Below are 25,910 nucleotides of genomic sequence, written 5' to 3' on the forward strand. Positions count from 1 at the left end.
TACAAATGACGACACTGACAGAAGACGATGTGCTTGAGCAACTGGATGCTCAGAATAACCTCCTCGCATTTATGACGACGGCACAGTCTTTTTTACTCCAGGGCATTAAATGTTTTCTGCCGTCGCTGTTTGTCGATAACGATGAAGAGATCGTGGAATATGCAGTGAAGCCGTTACTCGCCCGGAGTGGGCCGCTTGATGACATCGATGTGGCGTTACGCCTGATCTATGCGCTGGGGAAAATGGAAAAATGGCTCTACGCCGACATAACGCATTTTTCGCAGTTTTATCAGTATCTGAACGAGCAGGATACGATCCCTGGCTTCGCCGATGACATCACCTGGGATTTTATCAGCAACGTTAATTGCATCACCCGTAACGCGACGTTATTTAGCGCGCTGGAGTCGATGAAATTTGCTGACTTTGCCGCATGGTCTGAGGTGCGCTTTACCGCAATGATCAAGACGGCGCTCACCCTGGCGGTAACGACAATTTTAAAGGAACTTACGCCGTGAAAATTGGGCTAACGGTCAATGGGCTATATGTAGAAGCACATTATCCTGACGACGAAATTGAAAATGTTCATAAGCCTTTGCTGCGGCAACTGGCGAAACGGCATTTCGCCAGCGCCAGCAGACGTACGATTGTTTTTCTCAGCGCCCCGCCCGGTACGGGCAAGTCCACGCTGACCGCCTTCTGGGAATTCCTCTCTCGTCAGATGGAGGGGCTCGCTCCGATTCAGACGTTGCCGATGGATGGATTTCATCACTACAACGTCTGGCTGGAAGCGCATAACCTGCGCGCGTACAAAGGCGCCCCGGAGACCTTTGATGTCGACAGGCTGGCGCAACATCTGCGGCAGATAAAAGAGGGCGACGGTACCTGGCCGCAGTATGACCGGCAAACGCACGACCCTGTCGAAGATGCAATCGTGGTAACGGCCCCTGTCGTGATTGTTGAGGGTAACTGGCTGCTGCTTGATGACGAACGATGGCGAACGCTGATGGAATACTGTGATTTTTCATTGTTTATTCGCGCCCCCGCCGAAGCCTTACGTACGCGCCTGGTTGGACGTAAGCTGGCCGGCGGACTCTCTCAGGCCGACGCCGACGCGTTTTATGCGCGCACCGACGGGCCAAACGTGGAGCGTGTTTTGCGTCACAGCCGTCCTGCCAATGTTGAACTGATGATGTCGGCAAATGGCGAATACCGACTCGTCTGATCCTCAGCGGCTTTCAGTAGGGGCTCCGGTCGACCCGCCGCGTTTTTACGTGGCGGGAGGAAAAGGGATTATTCCGGAAAAATGTGATGGAGATCAGATAAAATCGCTCTTAATCTAGACAGAGATTCCTTTTATTCCCCGATTCGCTTATTCTTGCTGAAGCGTTTCAGTCGATTAAATGTTCGACAATTGACCAATCAATCGCAGTTTGTGACAGCAAGGATTCCCCTTCGGGCGTCGCTGGATTACTCTTTCAGCCACCTCAAACTCAGGGATAGCTTTGCAGGAGATCTATGACCGTACGCGTAGCGATTAATGGCTTCGGTCGCATCGGGCGCAACGTGGTTCGTGCTTTATATGAATCCGGGCGTCGTGCGGAAATCACCGTGGTGGCAATCAATGAACTGGCGGATGCTGCGGGCATGGCGCATTTGTTGAAATATGACACCAGCCACGGTCGCTTTGCCTGGGACGTTCGCCAGGAAAGGGAACAGCTGTTCGTCGGTGACGATGCCATCCGCGTGCTGCATGAGAACAGTATTGAAGGGCTGCCCTGGCGCGAACTGGGTGTGGATGTGGTGCTGGACTGTACCGGCGTGTACGGTAACCGTGAACATGGCGAAGCGCATCTGAATGCTGGCGCGAAAAAAGTGCTGTTCTCCCATCCCGGCAGTAACGACCTCGACGCCACCGTCGTGTTTGGCGTCAACCAGCACGAGCTGCAAGCTGAACACCGCATTGTCTCCAACGCCTCCTGCACCACCAACTGCATTATTCCGGTCATTAAACTGTTAGACGATGCGTATGGCATTGAATCCGGCACCGTGACCACGATTCACTCCGCCATGCACGATCAGCAGGTCATCGACGCCTACCATCCGGATTTACGGCGCACTCGCGCGGCGAGCCAGTCCATCATTCCGGTGGATACGAAACTGGCTGCCGGGATCACCCGTATTTTCCCGCAGTTTAACGACCGTTTCGAAGCGATTGCCGTGCGCGTGCCGACGATAAACGTCACCGCAATCGATCTTAGCGTGACGGTGAAAAAACCGGTAAAAGCCTGTGAAGTCAACCTGTTGCTGCAAAAAGCGGCACAGGGAGCATTTCATGGTATAGTTGACTATACGGAATTACCGTTGGTCTCAGTAGATTTTAACCACGACCCGCACAGCGCCATCGTGGATGGCACGCAGACGCGAGTCAGTGGTGCGCACCTTATCAAGACGCTGGTCTGGTGTGATAACGAATGGGGCTTTGCTAACCGAATGCTCGACACCACGTTAGCCATGGCCGCAAAAGGTTTCAGGTAGAGCGCACCTTGCGCTTGCAAAACTTTAAGAATCAACGAGAGGATTCACCATGTCTGTAATTAAGATGACCGATCTGGATCTGGCAGGTAAACGCGTTTTCATCCGTGCCGATCTGAACGTACCGGTTAAAGATGGCAAAGTGACCAGCGACGCGCGTATCCGTGCATCTCTGCCAACCATTGAACTGGCTCTGAAGCAGGGCGCTAAAGTGATGGTCACCTCCCACCTGGGCCGTCCAACTGAAGGCGAGTACAACGAAGAGTTCTCTCTGCTGCCGGTTGTTAATTACCTGAAAGACAAACTGTCCAGCCCGGTTCGCCTGGTGAAAGATTACCTGGACGGCGTGGAAGTTGCCGAAGGTGAGCTGGTTGTTCTGGAAAACGTTCGCTTCAACAAAGGCGAAAAGAAAGACGACGAAACCCTGTCCAAAAAATACGCTGCGCTGTGCGACGTATTCGTGATGGATGCATTCGGTACGGCTCACCGTGCGCAGGCATCTACCCACGGTATCGGTAAATTCGCAGACGTCGCCTGTGCAGGTCCGCTGCTGGCTGACGAACTGGAAGCGCTGGGTAAAGCTCTGAAAGAACCTGCTCGTCCAATGGTCGCTATCGTTGGTGGTTCTAAAGTTTCTACCAAACTGACCGTACTGGATTCCCTGTCCAAAATCGCTGACCAGCTGATCGTTGGTGGTGGTATCGCGAATACCTTCGTTGCTGCGCAAGGCCACAACGTGGGTAAATCCCTGTACGAAGCGGATCTGGTTGACGAAGCCAAACGTCTGCTGAGCACCTGTGATATCCCGGTTCCAACTGACGTTCGTGTAGCTACCGAGTTCTCCGAAACCGCTACCGCAACCCTGAAATCTGTTAACGACATCAAAGATGAAGAGCAGATTCTGGACCTGGGCGACGTTTCTGCACAGAAACTGGCTGAAATCCTGAAAAACGCAAAAACTATCCTGTGGAACGGTCCTGTCGGCGTGTTCGAATTCCCGAACTTCCGCAAAGGGACTGAGATCGTGGCTAACGCTATCGCAGACAGCGAAGCGTTCTCTATCGCAGGCGGTGGTGACACCCTGGCAGCTATCGATCTGTTCGGTATCGCTGACAAGATCTCCTACATCTCCACTGGTGGCGGCGCATTCCTCGAATTCGTGGAAGGTAAAGTCCTGCCAGCAGTAGCAATGCTCGAAGAGCGCGCTAAGAAGTAAGCCATTCAGGGGCAGGGAAACCTGCCCAATTTTCAGCGCGCTTATCAGAGCTCGCACCTTTTCTAACGGCCGAAGATACAGGACTAAGCAACATGTCTAAAATTTTTGATTTCGTAAAACCTGGCGTTATCACTGGTGATGACGTACAGAAAGTGTTCCAGGTAGCTAAAGAAAACAACTTCGCTCTGCCAGCAGTTAACTGCGTAGGTACCGACTCCATCAACGCCGTACTGGAAACCGCTGCAAAAGTTAAAGCACCGGTTATCGTTCAGTTCTCTAACGGCGGCGCTGCGTTCATCGCAGGTAAAGGCGTGAAAACTGACGTTCCTCAGGGCGCTGCTATCCTGGGTGCTATCTCTGGCGCACATCACGTTCACCAGATGGCTGAGCACTACGGTGTTCCGGTTATCCTGCACACTGACCACTGCGCGAAAAAACTGCTGCCATGGATCGACGGTCTGCTGGACGCAGGTGAAAAACACTTCGCAGCAACCGGTAAGCCACTGTTCTCTTCTCACATGATCGACCTGTCCGAAGAGTCTCTGGAAGAAAACATCGAGATCTGCTCTAAGTACCTGGCGCGTATGTCCAAAATGGGCATGACCCTGGAAATCGAACTGGGTTGCACCGGCGGTGAAGAAGACGGTGTGGACAACAGCCACATGGACGCTTCTGCTCTGTACACTCAGCCAGAAGACGTTGATTACGCTTACACCGAGCTGAGCAAAATCAGCCCACGCTTCACCATCGCAGCGTCCTTCGGTAACGTACACGGCGTATACAAACCAGGTAACGTGGTTCTGACCCCGACCATCCTGCGTGATTCTCAGGAATACGTGTCTAAGAAACACAACCTGCCGCACAACAGCCTGAACTTCGTCTTCCACGGCGGTTCCGGTTCTTCTGCTCAGGAAATCAAAGATTCCGTAAGCTACGGCGTAGTGAAAATGAACATCGATACCGACACCCAATGGGCAACCTGGGACGGTATCCTGCAATACTACAAAACCAACGAAGCTTACCTGCAAGGTCAGCTGGGCAACCCGAAAGGCGAAGACCAGCCGAACAAGAAATACTACGATCCACGCGTATGGCTGCGCGCTGCCCAGACTTCTATGATTACTCGTCTGGAGCAGGCATTCAAAGAACTGAACGCGGTTGACGTTCTGTAATTTGAGCTGTTCATAGCGTCAAGAAGGTCCGCATATGCGGGCCTTTTTTTATGCCTTTTCAATAGCCTGATGCCTCTGTTTTTGTGATCTGTTTGGCAATATCATGGCTTTTTGTTTACCCTTTACTGACCTGCCTGTCTCCGTGTGGGATAGATTTTGTGGTTTTTATGAGCATAAGGAAAGATAAATGGAAGATCTCGGTGTTGTAGATAGCATCAATAACGCTGGCTCCTGGCTGGTGCGCAACCAGGCGCTCCTGATTAGTTACGCTGTGAATATTGCGGCGGCAATCGCCATTATTATTGTGGGGATGATCGTTGCCCGCACGGTTTCCCGGGGCGTTAATCGCGTAATGCTATCCCGTCATATCGATGCAACCGTTGCTGATTTCCTATCTGCGCTGGTGCGTTACGGGATTATTGCGTTTACCCTCATTGCGGCAATGGGGCGGGTCGGTGTACAGACCGCTTCGGTCATTGCCGTACTTGGTGCCGCTGGTCTGGCCGTAGGTCTCGCTCTTCAGGGCTCGCTGGCTAACCTTGCAGCTGGCGTACTGTTAGTGACGTTCCGTCCTTTCCGTGCCGGAGAGTATGTTGATCTCGGTGGCACTGCGGGCACCGTGCTGAACGTGCAGATTTTTTCTACCACGCTGCGTTCGGCAGACGGCAAAATCGTCATTGTGCCAAACAAGAAAGTGATTGATGGCAACATTACTAACTTCTCTCGTGAGCCGGTTCGCCGTAATGAACTCATTATCGGGGTTGGCTATGATTCAGATACTGAGCTGGTGAAAAAGCTGATTACCGATATCATCGAATCAGATGACCGCATTCTTAAAGATCGCGAAATGACCGTTCGCCTGAACGAGCTGGGCGCGTCATCCATTAATTTTGTGGTGCGCATCTGGAGTAAAAGCGGCGATCTGCAAAACGTTTACTGGGACGTGCTGGAGCGCATCAAGCGTGATTTCGATGCCAACGGTATCAGCTTCCCTTATCCGCAGATGGACGTAAATCTCAAACGCGAGAAAGCAGCCGAATAATTTGCTTTAACGTAGGCCCGGTAAGCGTCAGCGACACCGGGCTTTTCTTATATTAGCCCGGCTAATCTCCAATTAATATTATCAATTTCCTCTAATGTCGTTCCCGCAGTATAGTCTGCCTCCAGGACAACTCTGCGAGAATTACGTCATGTTATCTTATTATTTTCAGGGGCTTGCGTTAGGCGCGGCCATGATCCTTCCCCTTGGTCCACAAAATGCGTTTGTGATGAACCAGGGCATTCGCCGCCAGTATCATCTGATGATTGCCCTGCTGTGCGCGGTGAGCGATTTGCTACTGATTTGCGCCGGGATTTTTGGCGGCAGCGCCTTGCTGATGCAGTCGCCGTGGCTGCTGGCGCTGGTTACCTGGGGCGGCGTAGCGTTTCTGCTGTGGTACGGGTTTGGCGCCCTGAAAACGGCCATGAGCAGCAATCTTGAGCTGGCGAGCGCCGAAGTGATGAAGCAAGGGCGCTGGAAGATTATCGTCACCATGCTCGCCGTGACGTGGCTTAACCCGCACGTCTACCTTGATACCTTTGTGGTGCTCGGCAGCCTGGGTGGACAGCTGGACGTTGAGCCCAAGCGCTGGTTTGCGCTCGGTACGGTCAGCGCCTCCTTCCTCTGGTTCTTTGGTCTTGCGATCCTGGCGGCATGGCTGGCGCCACGTCTTCGCACCGCTAAAGCGCAGCGCACTATCAATACCCTGGTTGGGCTGGTGATGTGGTTTATTGCCTTCCAGCTGGCGAAAGAGGGCATTCATCACGTACAGGGATTGTTCAACTAAGCGTTGTCTTATGGACATCTGAATAAGACCCGCTAAGCTTGCTGGCATGAGCCCTGTTGATGGGGCACTCTTCGCAACATGGAGGAATGACAGTGAAGTTTAAGGTGATGGCCCTGGCGGCATTAGTAAGTTTAGGTGCGGTGTCGGTGCAGGCGAATGAACTGCCAAACGGCCCGCACATTGTCACTTCAGGCACGGCAAGCGTGGATGCGGTACCGGATGTTGCAACCCTGGCAATTGAAGTGAACGTGGCGGCGAAAGATGCTGCTTCCGCCAAGAAACAGGCAGACGATCGTGTTGCGCAATACCTCTCTTTCCTGGAACAGAACGGTGTCGCGAAAAAAGACATCAGCTCTGCGAACCTGCGTACCCAACCGGATTACGACTACCAGAACGGCAAAAGCATCCTGAAAGGCTATCGCGCCGTGCGTACTGTGGAAGTGACTGTACGCCAGCTTGATAAGCTCAACGGATTGCTGGATGGTGCGCTGAAGGCTGGGCTGAACGAAATTCGTTCCGTCTCGCTGGGCGTTGCGCAACCGGAGAAATATAAAGACGAAGCGCGTAAAGCGGCGATTGATGATGCCATTCATCAGGCGCAGCAGCTGGCATCCGGCTTCAAGACCAAGCTCGGTCCGGTTTACAGCGTGCGCTACCACGTTTCAAACTACCAGCCAAGCCCGATGGTTCGGATGATGAAGGCGGACGCCGCGCCGGTTTCTGCTCAGGAAACCTACGAGCAGCCAACCATTCAGTTCGACGATCAGGTTGATGTGGTGTTCCAGCTGGAGCCGACTGAAAAGCCCGCTCAGTAACCCGTAGGCCGGGTAAGGCGAAGCCGCCACCCGGCTAGTTTTTCAATCCTGTCTTAACACCTTGTGCCCAAACGCCAGCAGCGCGTCAGTGACGTTGCGCATCATGCGGCTTTCCGGCGCAAAACGGTGCCAGTACAGCATCCGGCGCTGATACAGCCCCGGGGTTAAATCAATCAGCTCACCGCTTTTCAACTCTTTCTCAATCTGCAAATGCGGGATCATGCAGCAGGTGGTTCCCTGACGCGCGAGCTGTACGAAGGCTTCGGACGAGTTAACGATATGACACGGCACGCTGCCCGGCGGCAGATCGAAGTTTTGTTGCAGGAAGGCCTGATGCATATCGTCCAGATGGTCGAAAGCGACGGCAGGCGCTTTCAGCAGCGCGGCGCGGGTCACACCGTTCGGGAAGTAACGCTCGGCAAAGGCTTTTGAACCGACAAACAGGTAATCCAGCGCGCCCAGCTGATCCACCAGACAGCTTGGCAGCGCCTGAGGCTGAATACTGACCGCCCCAACCACTTCGCCACGGCGCAGGCGTTCCTGAGTGCGGGTCTCGTCTTCAACCTGGAGATTCAGGCGGATAGGGGAGTCGGCCAGCACCGGCGCAAGGGCCGGCAGCAGCCAGGTTGCCAGACTGTCGGCGTTCACCGCCAGCGACAGCAGCAGCGGCGTGGAGCCGGTCTGTTCATCGCCCAGCCACTCATCTTCCAGCAGTTCAACCTGCCGCAGCAGGGCGAGGAGCTTTTGTCCTTGCTCCGTCGGACGCGGCGGTACGGTACGCACCAGCAGCGGCTGCCCGAACATGTTTTCAAGCTGTTTGATACGCTGTGATACGGCGGACTGGGTGATGCACAGCTTTTGCGCCGCGCGCTCAAAACCGCGTTCACGAATAACTGCATCAAGTGCCTGTAGTGTTCTGTAGTCCGGACGTTTCATTGCTCTGGCTGACTCCTTAATTTTGCTTAATCTGCACTATGACACAATTTTCCCTTCGTGGCAGACGAAATCCATTCGACGTGTTCTATAATGCGCCCTGAGTTTTCACACCACAGGCAAAACGATCATGACGCAGGATGAACTGAAAAAAGCAGTAGGATGGGCCGCTCTCCAGTACGTACAGCCGGGTACCATTGTCGGTGTTGGTACGGGGTCGACGGCGGCGCACTTTATCGATGCGCTGGGCACGATGAAGGGGCAGATCGAGGGCGCGGTTTCCAGCTCCGATGCTTCCACGGAAAAGCTGAAAAGACTCGGCATCACCGTTTTCGACCTCAACGAAGTGGACCGTCTGGGCATTTACGTTGATGGCGCGGATGAAATCAACGGCCATATGCAGATGATCAAAGGCGGTGGCGCGGCGCTGACCCGCGAGAAGATCATCGCTTCCGTGGCGGATAAGTTCATCTGCATCGCGGACGCCTCCAAGCAGGTCGACATTCTGGGGAATTTCCCGCTGCCGGTCGAAGTGATCCCGATGGCGCGCAGCGCCGTGGCACGTCAACTGGTGAAGCTGGGTGGTCGTCCGGAATACCGTCAGGGTGTGGTGACCGACAACGGCAACGTGATCCTCGACGTTCACGGCCTTGAGATCCTCGATGCCATTGCGCTGGAAAATGCGATCAACGGCATTCCAGGCGTCGTTACCGTAGGGTTATTTGCCAACCGTGGCGCGGATGTGGCGCTGATCGGCACGGCTGACGGTGTAAAAACCATCGTAAAATGATCTGACGGGGGGAGCGCTCCCCCCGCTAAAAAAATTTGAAAAGCTAAATTCGGTGACTTGTGTCACGTTTTTCCGCCTCTTTTGCCGATCCTGCCACGTTCGTAATTTTCCGCAGCATTTTCCTCTGCCATTTTGCTCTGTATGACTTTTCTTCAGAGTGCCGACGCAAACGTTCATATTGCTGCAATAGTTTTTTTTGATATGTTGGCTGCACGGGATTTATATCCAGCACAACATCAGTTCAGATAAAAACAGGGTCGGGTAAATGGCAAAGGTATCACTGGAGAAAGACAAGATTAAATTCCTGCTGGTTGAAGGCGTGCACCAGAAAGCGCTCGATAGCCTTCGCGCAGCAGGCTACACCAACATCGAATTTCACAAAGGCGCGCTGGACACTGAAGAGCTGAAAGCGTCCATCCGTGATGCCCATTTCATTGGCCTGCGATCCCGTACCCAACTGACTGAAGACGTTATTGCTGCGGCGGAAAAGCTGGTGGCGATTGGCTGTTTCTGCATCGGCACCAATCAGGTTGATCTGAATGCCGCCGCAAAACGTGGTATCCCGGTCTTTAACGCGCCGTTCTCTAACACCCGTTCCGTGGCGGAGCTGGTGATTGGCGAGCTGCTGCTGCTCCTTCGCGGCATTCCGGAAGCTAACGCTAAAGCGCACCGCGGCGTGTGGAATAAGCTGGCTGCGGGCTCCTACGAAGCGCGTGGTAAAAAGCTTGGGATTATCGGTTACGGCCACATCGGTACGCAGCTCGGTATTCTGGCGGAATCCCTCGGCATGCACGTGTTTTTCTACGATATCGAAAGCAAGCTGCCGCTGGGTAACGCGACGCAGGTGCAGCATCTCTCTGATCTGCTGAATATGAGTGACGTGGTCAGTCTGCACGTGCCGGAAAATGCGTCCACCAAAAACATGATGGGGGCGGAAGAGCTGGCGCTGATGAAGCCGGGCGCTCTGCTGATCAACGCCGCGCGCGGCACTGTGGTTGACATTCCTGCGCTGTGCGATGCGCTGAAGCGTAAGCATCTGGCGGGTGCGGCGATTGACGTATTCCCGACGGAACCGGCCACCAACAGCGATCCGTTCACTTCTCCGTTGTGCGAGTTCGACAACGTGATCCTGACGCCGCACATCGGCGGTTCTACTCAGGAAGCGCAGGAGAATATCGGCCTGGAAGTGGCGGGTAAACTGAGCAAATATTCCGACAACGGTTCAACGCTCTCTGCGGTGAACTTCCCGGAGGTGTCTCTGCCGCTGCACGGTGGGCGTCGTCTGCTGCACATCCACGAAAACCGTCCTGGCGTGCTGACCGCCATCAACCAGATCTTTGCTGAGCAGGGTGTTAACATTGCCGCGCAGTATCTGCAAACTAACTCGCAGATGGGTTATGTGGTGATTGATATCGAAGCGGATGAAGACATCGCCGAGAAAGCATTGCAGAGCATGAAGGCCATTCCGGGGACGATTCGCGCGCGCCTGTTGTACTGATGGTGCGGTCTGTGGCGTCGGGTGGCGGCTACGCCTTACCCGACCTACAGTTGTCGTGCGGTCTGTGTGTCGGGTGGCGCTTACGCTTACCCGACCTGCAATGTTCGAGGATTTATGTAGGCCGGGTAAGGCGTAGCCGCCACCCGGCTTTGTTCTACCAGGTCCAGGTTTTACTGGGCGTCACCACCGCCGGCAACGGCACATCCCATTTCTCTACGGGTAATGCCTCCACGCCCTGGCAATCATGCGCATACCCCACCGGCTGCAATCCGTACTGCTGCCAGTTTTGTAGCGTCCTGTCATAGAATCCCCCGCCCATGCCTAATCGCTGGCCCTGCTCGTCAAACGCCACCAGCGGCGTAATCAGCACATCCAGCCCGGAAAGCGGGAGCACGTCGCGCACGTCGAGTTTGGGTTCGGTGATTTTCAGACGATTCACCACCAGCTCGCTGTGCGGATGGTAGTGCAGAAACAGCAGATTGCCCGGGCTAAAGGGATGCAGAACCGGCAGGTAAACTTTTTTCCCGGCGCGCCAGAGCTGGTCGATAAGCGGTTGGGTATCCAGCTCACCATCAAACGAGAGAAACAGGGCGACGGTGTTTGCCATCACCACAGGGGGATAGGCCATCATGCGGGCGGCGGCCTGCTGAGCAAACTGTGCCTGTTGCTCGGCGCTTAGAGCGCGACGACGCTGGCGAATAAGCTGACGGATGTCCTGGCGTGAAGCAGAAACTTCAGGGAGTTGAGTCATGGTAGTCGGTAGAAGAAAAGAGAGGGAATCTCCGAGATGCCGCCGCAGGCTGTAACCCTTGAACCCTTGGTTCAAGGTGAATGTGTCGTCATAGTTTTAAGGCTTCTCGGACGAACCGAGCATGCTCACCAACCATGGAGCGCCACATTCTTGTGGTATGAAATATCGGCTCAGGGGACTGGCCCGCTTGCGAACATCTCAGAGAAATTTTGTCTTCACAGTTACTCTACCATAGTCAACTGAGAAGTGTTATTCAAACTTTGGTCCCGGTCTTTCGGGACTGCGACCTTGATCAAGCAATGCCTGTTCTATGGTCTGCTGGAGCATTTTAATGCGCTGCTCCATGCTTGCCGCGTAATCGCGGGTCTTCGCTTTTTCCTGAGTCAGTTCATAGCTGATGTTCAACGCGGCGATGAAAACCAGCTGCTCAGTATTTGTGACTCTAGTGCGTTCTTTTAGATCTTGCAACCGCTGATTCAAATCGTCCGCAGCCTGATTCAAGGCATCCCTTTGTTCAGGCGGACAATTCACTCGCAGTGAACGGCCAAAAATCTGGAGATCGACGGGTTGTGCAGACATGCCACCTTCCTGCTGATTGACTGCGCTGCCTTCGCATACTGCCCCGGGGGCTGCGAAGGGGCGACACTATAGCTACCCTGATGTGAAGATACAAGCCCTTTTCTGGTATCACCAGGGTCCAAAGTGGTAGCATATCATGAATATCCTCCCTTTGATGACGAATGCGTATGTCTATACAGAACGAAATGCCTGGTTACAAGGATTTAAACCAGTTACTGAACCAGCAGGGAGTCGGTCTGACCCCTGCCGAAATGCACGGTCTGATCAGCGGCATACTGTGCGGCGGAAACAGCGACAGCTCATGGCAGCCGCTGATCCACGACCTCACCAACGAAGGGCTGGCGTTTGGCCACGAACTGGCGGAAGCGCTGCGTAAAATGCACGCCGCAACCAGCGATTCCCTGGAAGACGATGGCTTTCTTTTTCAGCTTTATCTGCCTGAAGGCGACGATGTCAGCGTCTTCGATCGCGCTGATGCGCTCGCGGGTTGGGTAAACCACTATCTTCTTGGCCTGGGCGTAACCCAGCCTAAACTGGATAAAGTGACCGGCGAAGCGGGTGAAGCGATCGACGATCTGCGCAACATCGCCCAGCTCGGCTACGATGAAGACGAAGACCAGGAAGAGCTGGAGATGTCTCTCGAAGAGATTATCGAGTACGTGCGCGTGGCGTCTCTGCTGTGCCACGACAATTTTACGCGCTCGCAGCCGACCGCGCCGGAAGTTCGCAAGCCAACATTACACTAAGAAAAATAACGCACAGGAGGGTGTCATGGTTATCTCCAGTCAAGAGTATTCTCGCCGTCGTCAGGCGCTGCTGGCAAAAATGCAGCCGGGAAGCGCTGCCCTGATTTTCGCCGCGCCGGAAGTGACGCGCAGCGCCGACAGCGAATACCCCTATCGCCAGAGCAGTGATTTCTGGTACTTCACCGGGTTTAACGAGCCGGAAGCGGTACTGGTGCTGATTAAAAGCAATGACACCCACAACCACAGCGTGATTTTTAACCGCGTGCGCGATCTGACCGCGGAAATCTGGTTTGGTCGCCGCTTAGGGCAGGAGGCGGCGCCAGAAAAACTGGGCGTGGACCGCGCGCTGGCCTACAGCGAAATCAACCAGCAGCTCTACCAACTGCTGAACGGTCTGGACGTGCTCTATCACGCCCAGGGCGAATACGCGTATGCGGATGACATTGTTTTCACCGCGCTGGATAAGCTGCGTAAAGGCTCACGTCAGAATTTGTCTGCACCCGCCACCCTGACGGACTGGCGACCGATGGTGCATGAGATGCGCCTGTTCAAGTCTGAAGAAGAGCTGAACGTGATGCGCCGCGCGGGCGAAATCAGCGCCCTGGCGCATACCCGCGCCATGGAAAAGTGCCGTCCCGGTATGTTTGAGTACCAGCTTGAAGGGGAAATTCACCATGAATTTAACCGTCACGGCGCGCGCTTCCCGTCCTATAACACCATCGTAGGCGGCGGGGAAAATGGCTGCATTCTGCACTACACCGAAAACGAAAGTGAACTGCGCGACGGCGATCTGGTGCTGATTGACGCTGGCTGTGAATATCAGGGTTACGCGGGCGACATCACCCGTACCTTCCCGGTGAACGGTAAATTCACCACCGCGCAGCGTGAAATCTATGACATCGTGCTTGAGTCTCTGGAGACCGCGCTGACGCTGTTCCGCCCTGGCACCTCCATACAGGAGGTTACGGGCGAGGTGGTGCGCATCATGATTACCGGGCTGGTGAAGCTCGGCATTCTGAAAGGCGATGTGGACACCCTTATAACCGAAAACGCCCATCGTCCGTACTTTATGCACGGCCTGAGCCACTGGCTGGGGCTGGATGTGCATGACGTCGGGGCATACGGTCCGGAACGTTCGCGCATGCTGGAGCCAGGCATGGTGCTGACCGTTGAGCCGGGGCTGTACATCGCGCCGGATGCCGACGTGCCGGAACAGTACCGCGGGATCGGCATTCGTATTGAAGATGACATCGTCATCACCAAAACCGGTAACGAAAACCTGACCGCGACCGTGGTGAAAAAAGCCGACGACATCGAGGCGCTGATGGCGGCGGCACGCGAATGAGCGTAATCATCGTTGGCGGAGGCATGACCGGCGCTACTCTGGCGCTGGCTATTTCGCAGTTAACCCAGGGCCAGCTTCCGGTGCATCTCGTTGAGGCGGTCGCGCCGCAGGCGGCCGATCATCCCGGTTTCGACGCCCGCGCTATCGCGCTGGCGCAGGGGACCTGTCAGCAGCTTGCGCGTATTGGGATCTGGCAGGCGATAGCGAATTGCGCAACGGCGATCGGCACCGTTCACGTCAGCGATCGCGGGCATGCCGGGTTTGTGACGCTGGATGCCCACGATTATCGGATCGAGGCGTTGGGGCAGGTTGTCGAGCTGCATGATGTAGGGCTGCGGCTGTTCCGTCTGTTACAGGACGCGCCTGGCGTCACGCTGCACTGTCCGGCGCGCGTCGCCAGCTTTAGCCGTCGTGACGAGGCCGTCAGCGTGACGCTGGACAACGGCACCACGCTGGAGGGGCAACTGCTGGTGGCGGCAGATGGTTCACGCTCCGCGATCGCCACGCAGTGCGGCGTCGAATGGCGCTCTGAACCCTATGGGCAGGCGGCGGTCATCGCTAACGTCTCTACGGCTGGCGCGCATAACGGCAGGGCATTTGAGCGCTTCACGGAACACGGCCCGCTGGCCATGCTGCCGATGTCGAACGGGCGTTGCTCGCTGGTATGGTGCCATGCGCAGGATCGGGCCGATGAGGTTCTCTCCTGGTCCGACGAACGTTTTTGTTCCGAGCTGCAAAAAGCCTTCGGCTGGCGGCTTGGGCGCATCACCCATGCCGGAAAACGCGTGGCCTATCCGCTCGCGCTGACGACCGCATCGCAGACTGTCTCCCATCGCGTCGCCCTGGTCGGCAACGCCGCGCAGACGCTGCACCCCATCGCCGGGCAAGGCTTCAACCTTGGCCTCCGTGACGTGATAAGCCTGGCAGAGCTCCTGGCCCGGACGTGGAGCGAACAACAGGATTGTGGCGCATACTCGGTGCTGAGCCATTACCAGAAACGACGCCAGGCGGACAAAGCGGCGACCATTGGTGTCACCGACGGTTTAGTCCACCTGTTTGCCAATCGCTGGGCACCGCTGGTTGCGGGTCGCAACCTTGGGCTGATGGCGATGGAAATGTTCATTCCGGCACGTGACGTGCTGGCGCAGCGGACCCTGGGTTGGGTCGCGCGTTAAGGAGTATTGACCGTGCAAAATGTTGATGTCGCCATTGTGGGCGGCGGAATGGTAGGACTGGCGCTGGCCTGTGGTTTACAGGGCAGCGGCCTGCGCGTGGCCGTGCTTGAGCAAAAAGCGCCGCAGCCTGTGGCGCAGGATGCACCGCCGGAGCTGCGCGTCTCGGCGATCAATGCCGCCAGCGAAAAGCTACTGACGCACCTTGGCGTCTGGTCTGAAATCGTGGCGCTGCGTGCCAGCTGTTACCATGGCATGGAAGTGTGGGATAAAGACAGCTTCGGCCGTATCGCGTTTGACGATGAAAGCATGGGCTACAGCCACCTTGGACACATCGTTGAAAACGCGGTGATCCACCACGCGCTGTGGCAGAAAGCGCAGCAGTGCAGCGACGTCACGCTGATCGCACCGGCGAAACTTCAGCAGGTGGCGTGGGGCGAAAACGACGCGTTTATCACTCTTGAAAGTGGCGACATGCTGACCGCGCGTCTGGTGGTGGGTGCCGACGGCGCCAATTCCTGGCTGCGTAACAAAGCGGATATTCCGCTGACCTTCTGGGATTACCGCCATCACGCGTTGGTGGCCACAATCCGCACCGAAGAGCCGCACGGCGGCGTGGCGCGCCAGATTTTCCATAATGACGGCATTCTGGCCTTCCTGCCGCTTGCCGATCCGCATCTCTGCTCCATCGTCTGGTCTTTAGAGCCGGAGAAAGCGCAGCAGATGCAGGAGGCGACGCCGGATGCCTTCAGTCAGGCGCTATGCGTGGCGTTTGATAACCGTCTGGGCCTGTGCACGCTTGAAAGCGAACGCCAGACGTTTCCGTTAACCGGTCGCTACGCGCGTCAGTTTGCCGCGCACCGTCTGGCGCTGGTGGGGGATGCGGCGCATACCATTCATCCGCTGGCCGGGCAGGGGGTGAACCTCGGCTTTATGGACGCGGCTGAGCTGGTTGAAGAGCTGCGTCGCCTGCATCGGGAAGGCAAAGATATTGGTCAGCATCTGTATCTGCGTCGCTACGAGCGCAGCCGCAAACACAGTGCGGCGATGATGCTGGCGGGAATGCAGGGCTTCCGCGAGCTGTTTGCCGGAGCGAATCCGGCGAAAAAACTGCTGCGTGATATTGGCCTCAAGCTGGCCGACACCCTTCCCGGCGTAAAACCGCAGCTTCTTCGTCAGGCAATGGGCCTCAACGATCTTCCCGACTGGTTACGTTAATCTCGATCCCCGTCACACTTTATTTTCCCGGCCTCCGCGCCGGGGAAATTTCCTCGTTTGAAATAATCTAATTTCACGTCATTTTTCGCATTAGAAAATCTAATCTAACTATTTTTATGTTACGGAAATTCGGCCCGTTTTTCCGCATGAAATATCACCATCTGCTAAATCCTGTTAGATCATTGTTAATTTTATGCGGGTTTAATCGCATTTTCCCAGTGAATAACTCTGTAGGCTTTTCAGCGATTTTTGGTCATAAGCTAATGTGATGACCCGTTTTACCTTATGGTTAACCGCCGGTTTCGGTGGTAAGTTCAGGTAAAAGAGAACGTTTGCGTCGGCCCCCGATCGCGAGGCCGACACCGGGTTTCACGGTGAATTTTTCAACGAGGAAAAGATGGCTCAACAGACTCCTTTGTACGAACAGCACGTGTTGTGCGGCGCCCGCATGGTGGACTTCCACGGCTGGATGATGCCGCTGCACTACGGCTCGCAGATTGATGAGCACCACGCGGTGCGCACCGATGCCGGTATGTTCGACGTGTCTCATATGACGATTGTCGACCTGCGCGGTAGCCGCACCCGGGAGTTTTTGCGTTATCTGCTGGCAAATGACGTCGCCAAACTGAAGACGCCGGGCAAAGCGCTCTATACCGGCATGCTGAATGCCTCGGGCGGCGTGATTGACGACCTCATCGTCTACTACTTCACCGAAGATTTCTTCCGCCTCGTTGTAAACTCCGCCACCCGCGAAAAAGACCTCTCCTGGATTTCCCAACACGCTGAACCTTACGCCATAGACATCACCGTTCGTGACGATCTGTCGCTGATTGCGGTGCAGGGGCCAAACGCCCAGGCGAAAGCCGCGTCTCTGTTCAGCGACGAGCAGCGCAAAGCCACCGAAGGCATGAAGCCATTCTTCGGCGTGCAGGCGGGGGATCTGTTTATCGCCACCACCGGCTACACCGGTGAAGCGGGCTACGAAATTGCCATGCCAAACGAGAAGGCCGCTGATTTCTGGCGTGCGCTGGTGGAGGCGGGCGTGAAGCCTGCGGGGCTGGGCGCGCGCGATACGCTGCGTCTGGAAGCGGGGATGAACCTCTACGGTCAGGAGATGGACGAAGGCGTCTCTCCGCTGGCGGCCAACATGGGCTGGACCATCGCGTGGGAACCGGCTGACCGTGATTTTATTGGTCGTGAAGCGCTGGAGATGCAGCGCGAGAAGGGCACTGAACAGCTGGTAGGCCTGGTGATGAAAGAAAAAGGCGTTCTGCGCGGCGAGCTGCCTGTACGCTTCACCGATGCCGATGGCAATCATCGCGAAGGCGTGATCACCAGCGGAACGTTCTCCCCGACGCTCGGCTACAGTATTGCCCTGGCACGCGTGCCGGCGGGGATTGGCGAAACGGCGGTGGTGCAGATCCGCAACCGCGAAATGCCGGTCAACGTGACCAAACCGATTTTTGTTCGCGCCGGTAAGCCGGTCGCCTAACTATTTTTATCAGGAGAACTTCAATGAGCAATGTGCCAGCAGAACTGAAATACAGCAAAGAACACGAGTGGCTGCGCAAAGAGGCGGACGGCACTTACACCGTTGGGATCACCGAGCACGCGCAGGAGCTGCTGGGCGACATGGTGTTTGTTGACCTGCCGGAAGTGGGCGCAACCGTGAGCGCAGGCGACGACTGTGCGGTGGCGGAATCCGTTAAAGCGGCCTCTGACATCTACGCCCCGGTGAGCGGTGAAATTGTTGCCGTGAACGACGCGCTGAGCGACTCCCCGGAGCTGGTCAACAGCGAACCGTATGAAGGCGGCTGGATCTTCAAGATCAAAGCCAGCGACGAAGCGCAGGTTGCCGCGCTGCTGGATGCGACCGCGTACGAAGCACTGTTAGAAGACGAGTAATCAGTAATCCCCCTCTCCCTTTGGGAGAGGGCAGGGGTGAGGGTGCCAATCTTCCCCTCACCCTAACCCTCTCCCAAAGGGAGAGGGAACTTAAATTCACTGCACGTTTCAGGAACCATCGCTCATGACACAGACTTTAAGCCAGCTTGAAAACCGTGGCGCCTTCATTGAACGTCACATTGGGCCGGATGCTCAGCAACAGCAGGAGATGCTGAAGACAGTTGGCGCGGATTCATTAAACGCACTGATCGGCCAGATCGTGCCAAAAGACATCCAGCTTGCTACGCCGCCGCAGGTAGGCGAGTCCACGACGGAGTTCGCCGCGCTGGCGGAGCTGAAGGCCATCGCCGGCCTTAACAAGCGCTATAAGTCTTACATTGGCATGGGCTACACCAACGTGCAGTTACCGCCGGTGATCCTGCGTAACATGCTGGAAAACCCGGGCTGGTACACCGCTTACACCCCGTATCAGCCAGAAGTCTCCCAGGGCCGTCTGGAAGCGCTGCTGAACTTCCAGCAGGTGACGCTGGATCTGACCGGTATGGATATCGCCTCTGCCTCGCTGCTGGATGAAGCGACCGCCGCCGCCGAAGCGATGGCGATGGCGAAGCGCGTGAGCAAGCTGAAAAACGCCAACCGCTTCTTCGTGGCGGCGGACGTGCATCCCCAGACGCTGGACGTGGTGCGCACCCGTGCGGAAACCTTTGGCTTTGAGGTGATTGTCGACGACGCGGAAAAAGTGCTGGATCACCAGGACGTCTTCGGCGTGCTGTTGCAGCAGGTGGGCACCACCGGGGAAGTGCACGACTACGGCGCACTGATCGCCGAGCTGAAATCCCGTAAGGTTATTGTTAGCGTCGCCGCTGATTTTATGGCGCTGGTGCTGCTGACGGCGCCAGGCAAACAGGGCGCGGATATTGTCTTCGGCTCAGCTCAGCGTTTCGGCGTGCCGATGGGCTACGGCGGCCCGCACGCGGCGTTCTTTGGCGCGAAAGATGAATTTAAACGTTCCATGCCAGGCCGTATTATCGGCGTATCGAAAGATGCCGCCGGTAACACCGCGCTGCGCATGGCGATGCAGACCCGCGAGCAGCATATCCGCCGCGAGAAAGCGAACTCCAACATCTGTACCTCGCAGGTGCTGCTGGCTAACATTGCCAGCCTGTACGCGGTGTTCCACGGTCCGGCTGGCCTGAAACGTATTGCCAGCCGCATCCACCGTCTGGCCGATATCCTGGCCTGCGGTCTGCAACAGAAAGGTCTCAGACTGCGTCATGAACACTATTTCGATACCCTGTGCGTCGAGGTGGCAGACAAAGCGGCCGTGCTGGCGCGCGCCGAGGCAGCGCAAATCAACCTGCGCAGCGACATTCACAATGCGGTCGGCATTACGCTGGACGAAAGCACCACCCGTGACGATATCCTGACCCTGTTCAACGTATTGCTGGGTGACGCACACGGTCTGGACGTTGATACGCTCGACAAAGAGGTTGCGCTCGACAGCCGCTCCATTCAGGAAAGCATGCTGCGCGACGACGCGATCCTGACTCACCCGGTGTTCAACCGCTATCACAGCGAAACCGAGATGATGCGTTACATGCACTCTCTGGAACGTAAAGATCTGGCGCTGAACCAGGCGATGATCCCGCTGGGCTCCTGCACCATGAAGCTGAACGCCGCGGCTGAGATGATCCCAATTACCTGGCCTGAATTCTCTGAGCTGCACCCGTTCTGCCCGGCTGAGCAGGCGGAAGGTTATCACATGATGATCAACCAGCTCTCCGACTGGCTGGTGAAGCTGACCGGGTACGACGCGATCTGCATGCAGCCGAACTCCGGTGCGCAGGGTGAATACGCTGGTCTGCTGGCGATCCGTCACTATCACGAAAGCCGCAATGAAGGCCACCGTGATATCTGCCTGATCCCAAGCTCTGCCCACGGTACCAACCCGGCTTCTGCCCAGATGGCAGGAATGGAAGTGGTGGTTGTGGCGTGCGACAAAAACGGCAACATCGATCTGGCCGACCTGCGCGCCAAAGCCGAGCAGGCGGGCGACAAACTCTCCTGCATCATGGTGACCTACCCATCCACCCACGGCGTGTACGAAGAAACTATCCGTGAAGTGTGTGATGTGGTGCATCAGTTCGGCGGCCAGGTTTACCTCGACGGCGCAAACATGAACGCCCAGGTGGGCATCACCTCTCCGGGCTTTATTGGCGCGGATGTGTCGCACCTGAACCTGCATAAAACGTTCTGCATTCCGCACGGCGGTGGCGGCCCGGGGATGGGTCCTATCGGCGTGAAAGCGCACCTGGCACCGTTTGTGCCGGGCCACAGCGTGGTGCAGATTGAAGGCATGCTGACCCGTCAGGGCGCGGTCTCCGCGGCACCGTTCGGCAGCGCCTCTATCCTGCCAATCAGCTGGATGTACATCCGCATGATGGGCGCGGAAGGGCTGAAGCAGGCCAGCCAGGTGGCGATCCTCAACGCCAACTACATCGCAACGCGTCTGAAGGACGCCTATCCGGTGCTCTATACCGGCCGCGACGGTCGCGTGGCGCACGAATGCATCCTCGATATTCGTCCTCTGAAAGAAGAGACGGGCATCAGCGAGCTGGATATTGCCAAGCGCCTGATCGACTACGGCTTCCACGCGCCAACCATGTCGTTCCCGGTAGCGGGTACGCTGATGGTTGAGCCGACCGAATCTGAAAGCAAGGTGGAGCTGGATCGCTTTATCGACGCCATGCTGGCGATCCGCAGCGAAATCGACCGCGTGAAAGGCGGGGAGTGGACGCTGGAAGATAACCCGCTGGTGAACGCGCCGCATACACAGAACGAACTGGTGGCAGAGTGGAACCACGGTTATACCCGCGAGCTGGCTGTCTTCCCGGCAGGTGTGGCAAACAAATACTGGCCAACCGTGAAACGTCTTGATGATGTTTACGGCGACCGTAACCTGTTCTGCTCCTGCGTGCCGATGAGCGAATACCAGTAACGTTGTTCCTGTAGTAACGTAGGCCGGGTAAGGCGAAGCCGCTACCCGGCTTTTTTATTGGGAGAAAAGAATGGCAATTGCACTGGTCACCGGCGCCAGCCGGGGTATTGGTAAAGCCACCGCGCTACAGCTGGCAAGCGAAGGCTACACAGTTGCGGTGAATTTTCATCACAACATCAAAGCCGCGACGGACGTCATTAATCAGATCGTGGACGCGGGCGGTAAAGCCTTTGCCGTACGCGCGGACATCAGCGATGAAGCGCAGGTGATGGCGATGTTCGACAGCATCGATCGCGAAGGTGAGCCGCTCGCCGCGCTGGTGAACAACGCCGGGATTTTGTTTGAACAATCCACCATCGAAAACCTCTCCGCTGAACGTATTAACCGCGTGCTGGCTACCAACGTCACCGGCTATTTTCTCTGCTGCCGTGAAGCGGTTAAGCGCATGTCGCATAAACACGGCGGCAAGGGCGGCGCGATTGTGAATGTCTCCTCGGCGGCATCACGGCTGGGCGCGCCGGGGGAATATGTGGATTATGCCGCCTCAAAAGGGGCGGTGGATTCCCTGACCACCGGCCTCGCGCTGGAGGTGGCGGCGCAGGGCATTCGCGTTAACGGCGTGCGGCCAGGCCTGATTTATACCGATATTCACGCCTCCGGCGGCGAGCCGGGGCGTGTGGATCGGGTGAAGTCGATGTTACCGATGCAGCGTGGCGGTCAGCCGGAGGAGGTCGCCCAGGCCATTGTCTGGCTGCTGAGCGACAAAGCCTCCTATGTCACCGGTAGCTTCCTGGAGCTGGCTGGCGGGAAGTAACGCTACGACGCCAGCCACAGCCGCAGGCGCATTCCCCAGCCGCTGGTCCAGCCGGTGGTGATCGACTTCACCTCACCGTGAGAGATCACCACCAGCGTTGGCGTAACCTTAACGTCCCACTCACGCGCCAGTTCTCCGCTGGCGTCGTTGACCGTGGGCATCGTCGCCTTCTTCTTCCTCATCCAGGTTTCGAGCGTCGCGTTATCGCCCGAGCGCAGCGCAACCGACATCACGTTACCCCCGTCCGCGGCAAGCGCCGCCACCGACGGCGTGGTGTAGCGGCAGACGCCGCACCATGTCGCCCAGACGTAGACCAGCAGCGGTCGCTCCTTACTCATGGCGATAAGATCGACGGGCTGGCCGTCGAGGGTGTGCAGTGCCGTCGCGGAGAAATTCTGCGGCAGCGCGGGCTGGCGGAAATAGTCCACCGCCAGGCTCACGGCTACGCCAATCAGCAGCCATACGCCCAGCTCGCGCAGCAGGCGCGGAAGCTTACTTGCCACGGGCGTTTGCCAGCTGTTCTTTGACCAGCCCCTCCAGGTCGTCATACGGAATTGCGCCCGCCACCATCTGGTCGCCGATAATGGTCGCCGGGGTACCCTGAATATTCAGCACCTGCGCCAGGATGAGGTTCATCTTTAGGCTGTCCATGGTTTTATCATCCTTTTTAATGCTGTCCGTTCCGGTCTTTACCTTCGCGGCGGCGATGCTGGCGTCATCGTGATAGCCCTTTTTCATCATCAGCCGCTGGTGGAGCGCCCAGAATTTATCCGGCGCCTGCTGCCACGTTGAGAGTGCCGCTTTCGCGGCATTTACCGAGCTTTGTCCCTTGAACGGCAGCAGTTTGACGATGAGCTGCACGTCGGGATTTTCCTGCACGATTTTCTCAAGCATTGGGTCGAACTGCTTGCAATACGGGCAGTTGTAGTCAGTGAAGGAGACGATGGTCAGCTTCGGCGATGTCGCGCCGGTTCGCGGGCTGTTGGGGTCGTTAAACAGCAGTTTTGCCAGCTGGTCGCTGGAAGCGTCATCAGAAGGTGCGGCGAAACCGAACGTTGATAACGACAGCAGAAGTAAGGCAACGAAGGCTCTCATGTTATTTTCCTTTTGCATCGGACAGGGTGCTCAGCACCGCTTCGCGGCTTAACAACGCAGGCAGCACGTGGCCCTGCGGTAATCCCGGTCCGTAGATCTGGTTAAACGGTACGGCGGCGCTGCCGCGCGTGGTTAAGAACTGGCTGATGGTATCTGAGGGGCGGCTCCAGTCGCCGCGCAGGGCGACAACGTCCGGGGCGGAGAGCGCATCCTGCACGTCGTCGCGCAGCAGCACGTTGTATTTATTGGCTTTACAGGTCACGCACCAGTCGGCGGTCACGTCGACGAACACCCGTTTGTTCTCCGCCAGCGCGCGGGCAATGGCCTGCTCGCTGAGCGGCTGCCAGTGAATACGATCGCGGCGGGAACCCTCGCCGCCGGAACCGGATACAAACGCGACCGCCCCGGCCACCACTACAGCAAATACCCCGGCGCGCAGTGCCGTTTGCCAGCGGTAGCGCCAGGCGGTGACCAGCAGCAGCGTAAGGATCAGGAGCACGCCCAGCGTGATGACGGGCAGGCTGCCAATGTGCACCGTCAGCAGGCTCAGCAGCCACAGCGATGAGCCGAGCATCATCATCCCCAGCACTACGCGTACGACGTTCATCCAGCGTCCCGGACGCGGAAACCGCTGGGCCAGCCCCGGCCAGGCCGCCACCAGCAGCCACGGCAGGCTCATGCCGATACCCATCGCCAGGAAGATCCCCCACAGCAGGGGGAGCGGCGCCGCCAGCGCGGCCGAGACCGCCGTACCCAGGAACGGCGCGGTGCAGGGCGTCGCCAGCAGCGTGGCAAACGCGCCTTGCCAGAAATGACCCGCAAGCCCGTTGCCGCCGCGCGTGGCGAGGAAGGTGCTGGCGCCGGAAGGGAGACGGATTTCAAACAACCCCAGCAGGCTGGCGCTGAAAAGCACCATCACCAGCGCCATCGCGCCAATAAACCACGGATTCTGGAACTGGATCCCCCAGCCGAGCGCCTGATTGCCTAAGCGTAAAACCGTCATCATCAGCGCCAGCGCGAGGAACGAGATCACGATCCCGGCTACCGACGCAAGAAACTGTCGGCGTACCTGACCCCGCGCCTGCCGTTCGGTTTGCATCAGCGTGCCCAGCTTCATGGCCAGCACGGGCAGTACGCAGGGCATGACGTTAAGGATCAGACCGCCCGCCATCGCCATCAGCAGCACCCAGCCTAACGAGAGCGTCGGCGCGGCGTTCCCCGGCTGAATGCTCAGGCTGGACTCCTGTGCCTGCCCGCTATCGGCCAGAACCAGCGACAGGGTTTTGCCGCTGAGGTTGGGCGCGGCCTCGCCCCAGCTGTCCGTCACGGGCACGGTGGCGACCAGCGAGTCACCGCGCACGGTGAGGGCCGGTTTGCCGAAATCAACATCATCCATACCGTCGATAAACAGGGACGGCGCCTGCCAGCCTGCGTCACGCTGCGCCGTTACGGTCAGCTTGCCGGGGGCATAGGTGGCGTTAAGCGTTGAGGTCAACCCGCCGCTGAGCGGAAGGGTGCCCATGGCCCGACTGAAATCGTAATCAAAACCGGCGCCTGCGGATGCGGTCATGTTCAGCGAAAACGGGTAGTCGGTAAGAATACAGACGTTGCTACAGGTGGAGAGCGTCAGTACGCCGCTCAGGATCTTCGGGACGTCGCCCCGCAGAGTGATGGGAAAGCTGACATCGCCGTGGTAGCCCTGCGTGGTGATGCCCGCGACGTCGAAACGCTGCGGCACAGGCCAGCGCCAGATCGCCTCGACGGGCTGATGCCATTTAATCGCGGGGGCGACGCCGCCTTCGCCCGGCGAGCGCCAGTAGGTTTTCCAGCCTTTTTGCAGGGCGACGTCCAGCAGCAGGCGGGTTTCGCCAGTGCTTTCGGGTTGCGCACGCAGCCTGACGCTGGCGTGCTGATTATCGGCGGCGCGCAGCCAGCCGCTGTCGGCAGCCTGGCTGAGGGGCAGCCATAGCCAAAGCAGGCAGACCAGCAGTCGCCTGAATACAGTAAACATAAATTTTCTCCGTAAATGATGAATTAACCTGAAGTAACAGGCGAAGGCTCATTCACGGAAGACGCATAATCGCAGATGCACCCTTAACCGGGGCGGGGAGATAACGCGGGGAGGCCACTGCCGTTCGCGGCGCGGTGGACTGGCTGCCAGCAACGCCAGCAGCAGGGTGACGGCAATCAGGGCGCCTTCAAATAAAACAGGCGGGACCGACATCAGCGACTTGGCGCTAAGCTCACACGGGGTTACCGGTGCGTCGGCACTCTCCTGTCCCTGCTGGACAGACTGGCTCGTGGTGGTGACGTTCATGACAAGCGCGTGCATCCCGGCCATCCGCTGGGCGGTGCATATCAGCACCACCAGGCAGGCCAGGGCTACAAGCAGGATAGCGTTGCGTTGTCGCTTGATCATGTTCGCCTCAAATATTCAGGACGCCTATATTATCGGGCGAACATATTTTGGCAACGCAAAAGCTGTAAAGAAGTGTCTGGAAGATA

The 25,910-nt window shown here is 57.2% G+C and carries 25 protein-coding genes and 1 other RNA gene; 18 read left to right on the forward strand and 8 right to left on the reverse strand.

The annotated features are described in order from the left end of the window. The first annotated feature begins 5 nt into the window (after positions 1 to 5). From SK54_RS05945 to SK54_RS05980, 8 genes are all read left to right on the forward strand, one after another. Positions 6 to 515, forward strand: coding sequence for an MltR family transcriptional regulator (locus tag SK54_RS05945; RefSeq protein ID WP_015571811.1), 510 nt, complete (start codon positions 6 to 8; stop codon positions 513 to 515). Next, positions 512 to 1,222 carry a nucleoside/nucleotide kinase family protein gene (locus SK54_RS05950; protein ID WP_045340106.1) on the forward strand — a complete coding sequence of 237 codons (711 nt, stop codon included), beginning with the start codon at positions 512 to 514 and terminating at the stop codon, positions 1,220 to 1,222. Before SK54_RS05945 ends, SK54_RS05950 begins: the two co-directional genes overlap by 4 nt. Positions 1,223 to 1,515: 293 nt before the next feature. Beyond that, positions 1,516 to 2,535, forward strand: a complete 1,020-nt coding sequence (gene epd, locus SK54_RS05955; RefSeq protein ID WP_015571810.1) for an erythrose-4-phosphate dehydrogenase — start codon at positions 1,516 to 1,518, stop codon at positions 2,533 to 2,535. A gap of 49 nt (positions 2,536 to 2,584) precedes the next feature. Beyond that, positions 2,585 to 3,748: a phosphoglycerate kinase gene (gene pgk, locus SK54_RS05960; protein ID WP_015571809.1), complete on the forward strand. Its 1,164-nt coding sequence runs from the start codon at positions 2,585 to 2,587 to the stop codon at positions 3,746 to 3,748. 92 nt (positions 3,749 to 3,840) lie between these two features. Then, a complete protein-coding gene (fbaA, locus tag SK54_RS05965; RefSeq protein WP_017692704.1) occupies positions 3,841 to 4,920 on the forward strand; it encodes a class II fructose-bisphosphate aldolase in 1,080 nt (359 codons plus the stop codon). 187 nt (positions 4,921 to 5,107) lie between these two features. Further along, positions 5,108 to 5,962, forward strand: a complete 855-nt coding sequence (gene mscS / locus SK54_RS05970; RefSeq protein WP_015571808.1) for a small-conductance mechanosensitive channel MscS — start codon at positions 5,108 to 5,110, stop codon at positions 5,960 to 5,962. 148 nt (positions 5,963 to 6,110) lie between these two features. After that, the gene (gene argO / locus SK54_RS05975) at positions 6,111 to 6,746 is read left to right on the forward strand and encodes an arginine exporter ArgO (protein ID WP_015571807.1); all 636 of its coding nucleotides are present in this window, start codon (positions 6,111 to 6,113) and stop codon (positions 6,744 to 6,746) included. Positions 6,747 to 6,838: 92 nt separating this feature from the next. Beyond that, positions 6,839 to 7,561 carry an oxidative stress defense protein gene (locus SK54_RS05980; protein WP_017382904.1) on the forward strand — a complete coding sequence of 241 codons (723 nt, stop codon included), beginning with the start codon at positions 6,839 to 6,841 and terminating at the stop codon, positions 7,559 to 7,561. Positions 7,562 to 7,603: 42 nt separating this feature from the next. Here SK54_RS05980 and argP read toward each other — a convergent pair whose 3' ends face one another. After that, entirely contained in the window at positions 7,604 to 8,497 is an 894-nt protein-coding gene (gene argP, locus SK54_RS05985; RefSeq protein ID WP_003860089.1) for a DNA-binding transcriptional regulator ArgP, read from the reverse strand. A 127-nt stretch (positions 8,498 to 8,624) separates the two neighbouring features. On the opposite strand from argP, the gene rpiA reads away from it, so the two are divergent. Then, complete coding sequence (rpiA, locus tag SK54_RS05990) at positions 8,625 to 9,284, forward strand: ribose-5-phosphate isomerase RpiA (RefSeq protein WP_017382903.1); 660 nt, start codon at positions 8,625 to 8,627, stop codon at positions 9,282 to 9,284. Between the two features lie 265 nt (positions 9,285 to 9,549). Continuing rightward, positions 9,550 to 10,782 (forward strand): phosphoglycerate dehydrogenase, encoded by a 1,233-nt coding sequence (serA, locus tag SK54_RS05995; protein ID WP_015571805.1) that lies wholly within the window; start codon positions 9,550 to 9,552, stop codon positions 10,780 to 10,782. A gap of 154 nt (positions 10,783 to 10,936) precedes the next feature. Here the strand turns inward: serA and SK54_RS06000 are convergent, their stop codons facing one another. The 3 genes from SK54_RS06000 to zapA form a co-directional block, all read right to left on the reverse strand. Then, complete coding sequence (locus tag SK54_RS06000; RefSeq protein ID WP_017692706.1) at positions 10,937 to 11,533, reverse strand: 5-formyltetrahydrofolate cyclo-ligase; 597 nt, start codon at positions 11,531 to 11,533, stop codon at positions 10,937 to 10,939. A gap of 24 nt (positions 11,534 to 11,557) precedes the next feature. After that, positions 11,558 to 11,741, reverse strand: a non-coding RNA gene (ssrS, locus tag SK54_RS21770) — 6S RNA. Between the two features lie 41 nt (positions 11,742 to 11,782). Then, a complete protein-coding gene (zapA, locus tag SK54_RS06005) occupies positions 11,783 to 12,112 on the reverse strand; it encodes a cell division protein ZapA (protein ID WP_003860096.1) in 330 nt (109 codons plus the stop codon). Positions 12,113 to 12,279: 167 nt separating this feature from the next. Between zapA and SK54_RS06010 the strand changes: the two genes are divergently transcribed. The 8 genes from SK54_RS06010 to SK54_RS06045 all read left to right on the forward strand — a co-directional run bounded on the left by SK54_RS06010 (position 12,280) and on the right by SK54_RS06045 (position 22,310). Then, positions 12,280 to 12,858 carry a YecA/YgfB family protein gene (locus tag SK54_RS06010; RefSeq protein ID WP_003860099.1) on the forward strand — a complete coding sequence of 193 codons (579 nt, stop codon included), beginning with the start codon at positions 12,280 to 12,282 and terminating at the stop codon, positions 12,856 to 12,858. A 31-nt stretch (positions 12,859 to 12,889) separates the two neighbouring features. After that, the gene (pepP, locus tag SK54_RS06015) at positions 12,890 to 14,203 is read left to right on the forward strand and encodes a Xaa-Pro aminopeptidase (RefSeq protein WP_100160610.1); all 1,314 of its coding nucleotides are present in this window, start codon (positions 12,890 to 12,892) and stop codon (positions 14,201 to 14,203) included. Continuing rightward, on the forward strand, positions 14,200 to 15,378 hold the full coding sequence (ubiH, locus tag SK54_RS06020) for a 2-octaprenyl-6-methoxyphenyl hydroxylase (protein WP_047716365.1): 1,179 nt from the start codon (positions 14,200 to 14,202) through the stop codon (positions 15,376 to 15,378). Before pepP ends, ubiH begins: the two co-directional genes overlap by 4 nt. Before the next feature lie 12 nt (positions 15,379 to 15,390). Further along, positions 15,391 to 16,593 carry an FAD-dependent 2-octaprenylphenol hydroxylase gene (gene ubiI / locus SK54_RS06025; RefSeq protein ID WP_047050791.1) on the forward strand — a complete coding sequence of 401 codons (1,203 nt, stop codon included), beginning with the start codon at positions 15,391 to 15,393 and terminating at the stop codon, positions 16,591 to 16,593. Positions 16,594 to 16,990: 397 nt separating this feature from the next. Continuing rightward, positions 16,991 to 18,085, forward strand: coding sequence for a glycine cleavage system aminomethyltransferase GcvT (gene gcvT / locus SK54_RS06030; protein WP_003860107.1), 1,095 nt, complete (start codon positions 16,991 to 16,993; stop codon positions 18,083 to 18,085). A gap of 23 nt (positions 18,086 to 18,108) precedes the next feature. Next, the gene (gcvH, locus tag SK54_RS06035; RefSeq protein ID WP_006811885.1) at positions 18,109 to 18,498 is read left to right on the forward strand and encodes a glycine cleavage system protein GcvH; all 390 of its coding nucleotides are present in this window, start codon (positions 18,109 to 18,111) and stop codon (positions 18,496 to 18,498) included. A 124-nt stretch (positions 18,499 to 18,622) separates the two neighbouring features. After that, complete coding sequence (gcvP, locus tag SK54_RS06040; RefSeq protein WP_048246892.1) at positions 18,623 to 21,496, forward strand: aminomethyl-transferring glycine dehydrogenase; 2,874 nt, start codon at positions 18,623 to 18,625, stop codon at positions 21,494 to 21,496. Positions 21,497 to 21,566: 70 nt separating this feature from the next. After that, complete coding sequence (locus SK54_RS06045; protein ID WP_015571798.1) at positions 21,567 to 22,310, forward strand: SDR family oxidoreductase; 744 nt, start codon at positions 21,567 to 21,569, stop codon at positions 22,308 to 22,310. 2 nt (positions 22,311 to 22,312) lie between these two features. Here SK54_RS06045 and SK54_RS06050 read toward each other — a convergent pair whose 3' ends face one another. Genes SK54_RS06050 through SK54_RS06065 form a run of 4 tightly spaced genes read right to left on the reverse strand, consistent with a single transcriptional unit; the run spans position 22,313 to position 25,824 of the window. Beyond that, the gene (locus tag SK54_RS06050) at positions 22,313 to 22,813 is read right to left on the reverse strand and encodes a protein disulfide oxidoreductase (protein WP_017382895.1); all 501 of its coding nucleotides are present in this window, start codon (positions 22,811 to 22,813) and stop codon (positions 22,313 to 22,315) included. Continuing rightward, positions 22,803 to 23,405 (reverse strand): DsbA family protein, encoded by a 603-nt coding sequence (locus SK54_RS06055; RefSeq protein ID WP_032669266.1) that lies wholly within the window; start codon positions 23,403 to 23,405, stop codon positions 22,803 to 22,805. Before SK54_RS06055 ends, SK54_RS06050 begins: the two co-directional genes overlap by 11 nt. Position 23,406: 1 nt before the next feature. Then, positions 23,407 to 25,416 carry a protein-disulfide reductase DsbD family protein gene (locus tag SK54_RS06060; protein WP_048246895.1) on the reverse strand — a complete coding sequence of 670 codons (2,010 nt, stop codon included), beginning with the start codon at positions 25,414 to 25,416 and terminating at the stop codon, positions 23,407 to 23,409. A 48-nt stretch (positions 25,417 to 25,464) separates the two neighbouring features. Further along, positions 25,465 to 25,824 carry a hypothetical protein gene (locus SK54_RS06065; protein WP_032660255.1) on the reverse strand — a complete coding sequence of 120 codons (360 nt, stop codon included), beginning with the start codon at positions 25,822 to 25,824 and terminating at the stop codon, positions 25,465 to 25,467. Between the last annotated feature and the right edge of the window lie 86 nt (positions 25,825 to 25,910).

It is taken from the genome of Enterobacter sp. MGH120 (genome assembly GCF_001037725.1).
Classification (GTDB): domain Bacteria; phylum Pseudomonadota; class Gammaproteobacteria; order Enterobacterales; family Enterobacteriaceae; genus Enterobacter; species Enterobacter hormaechei_C.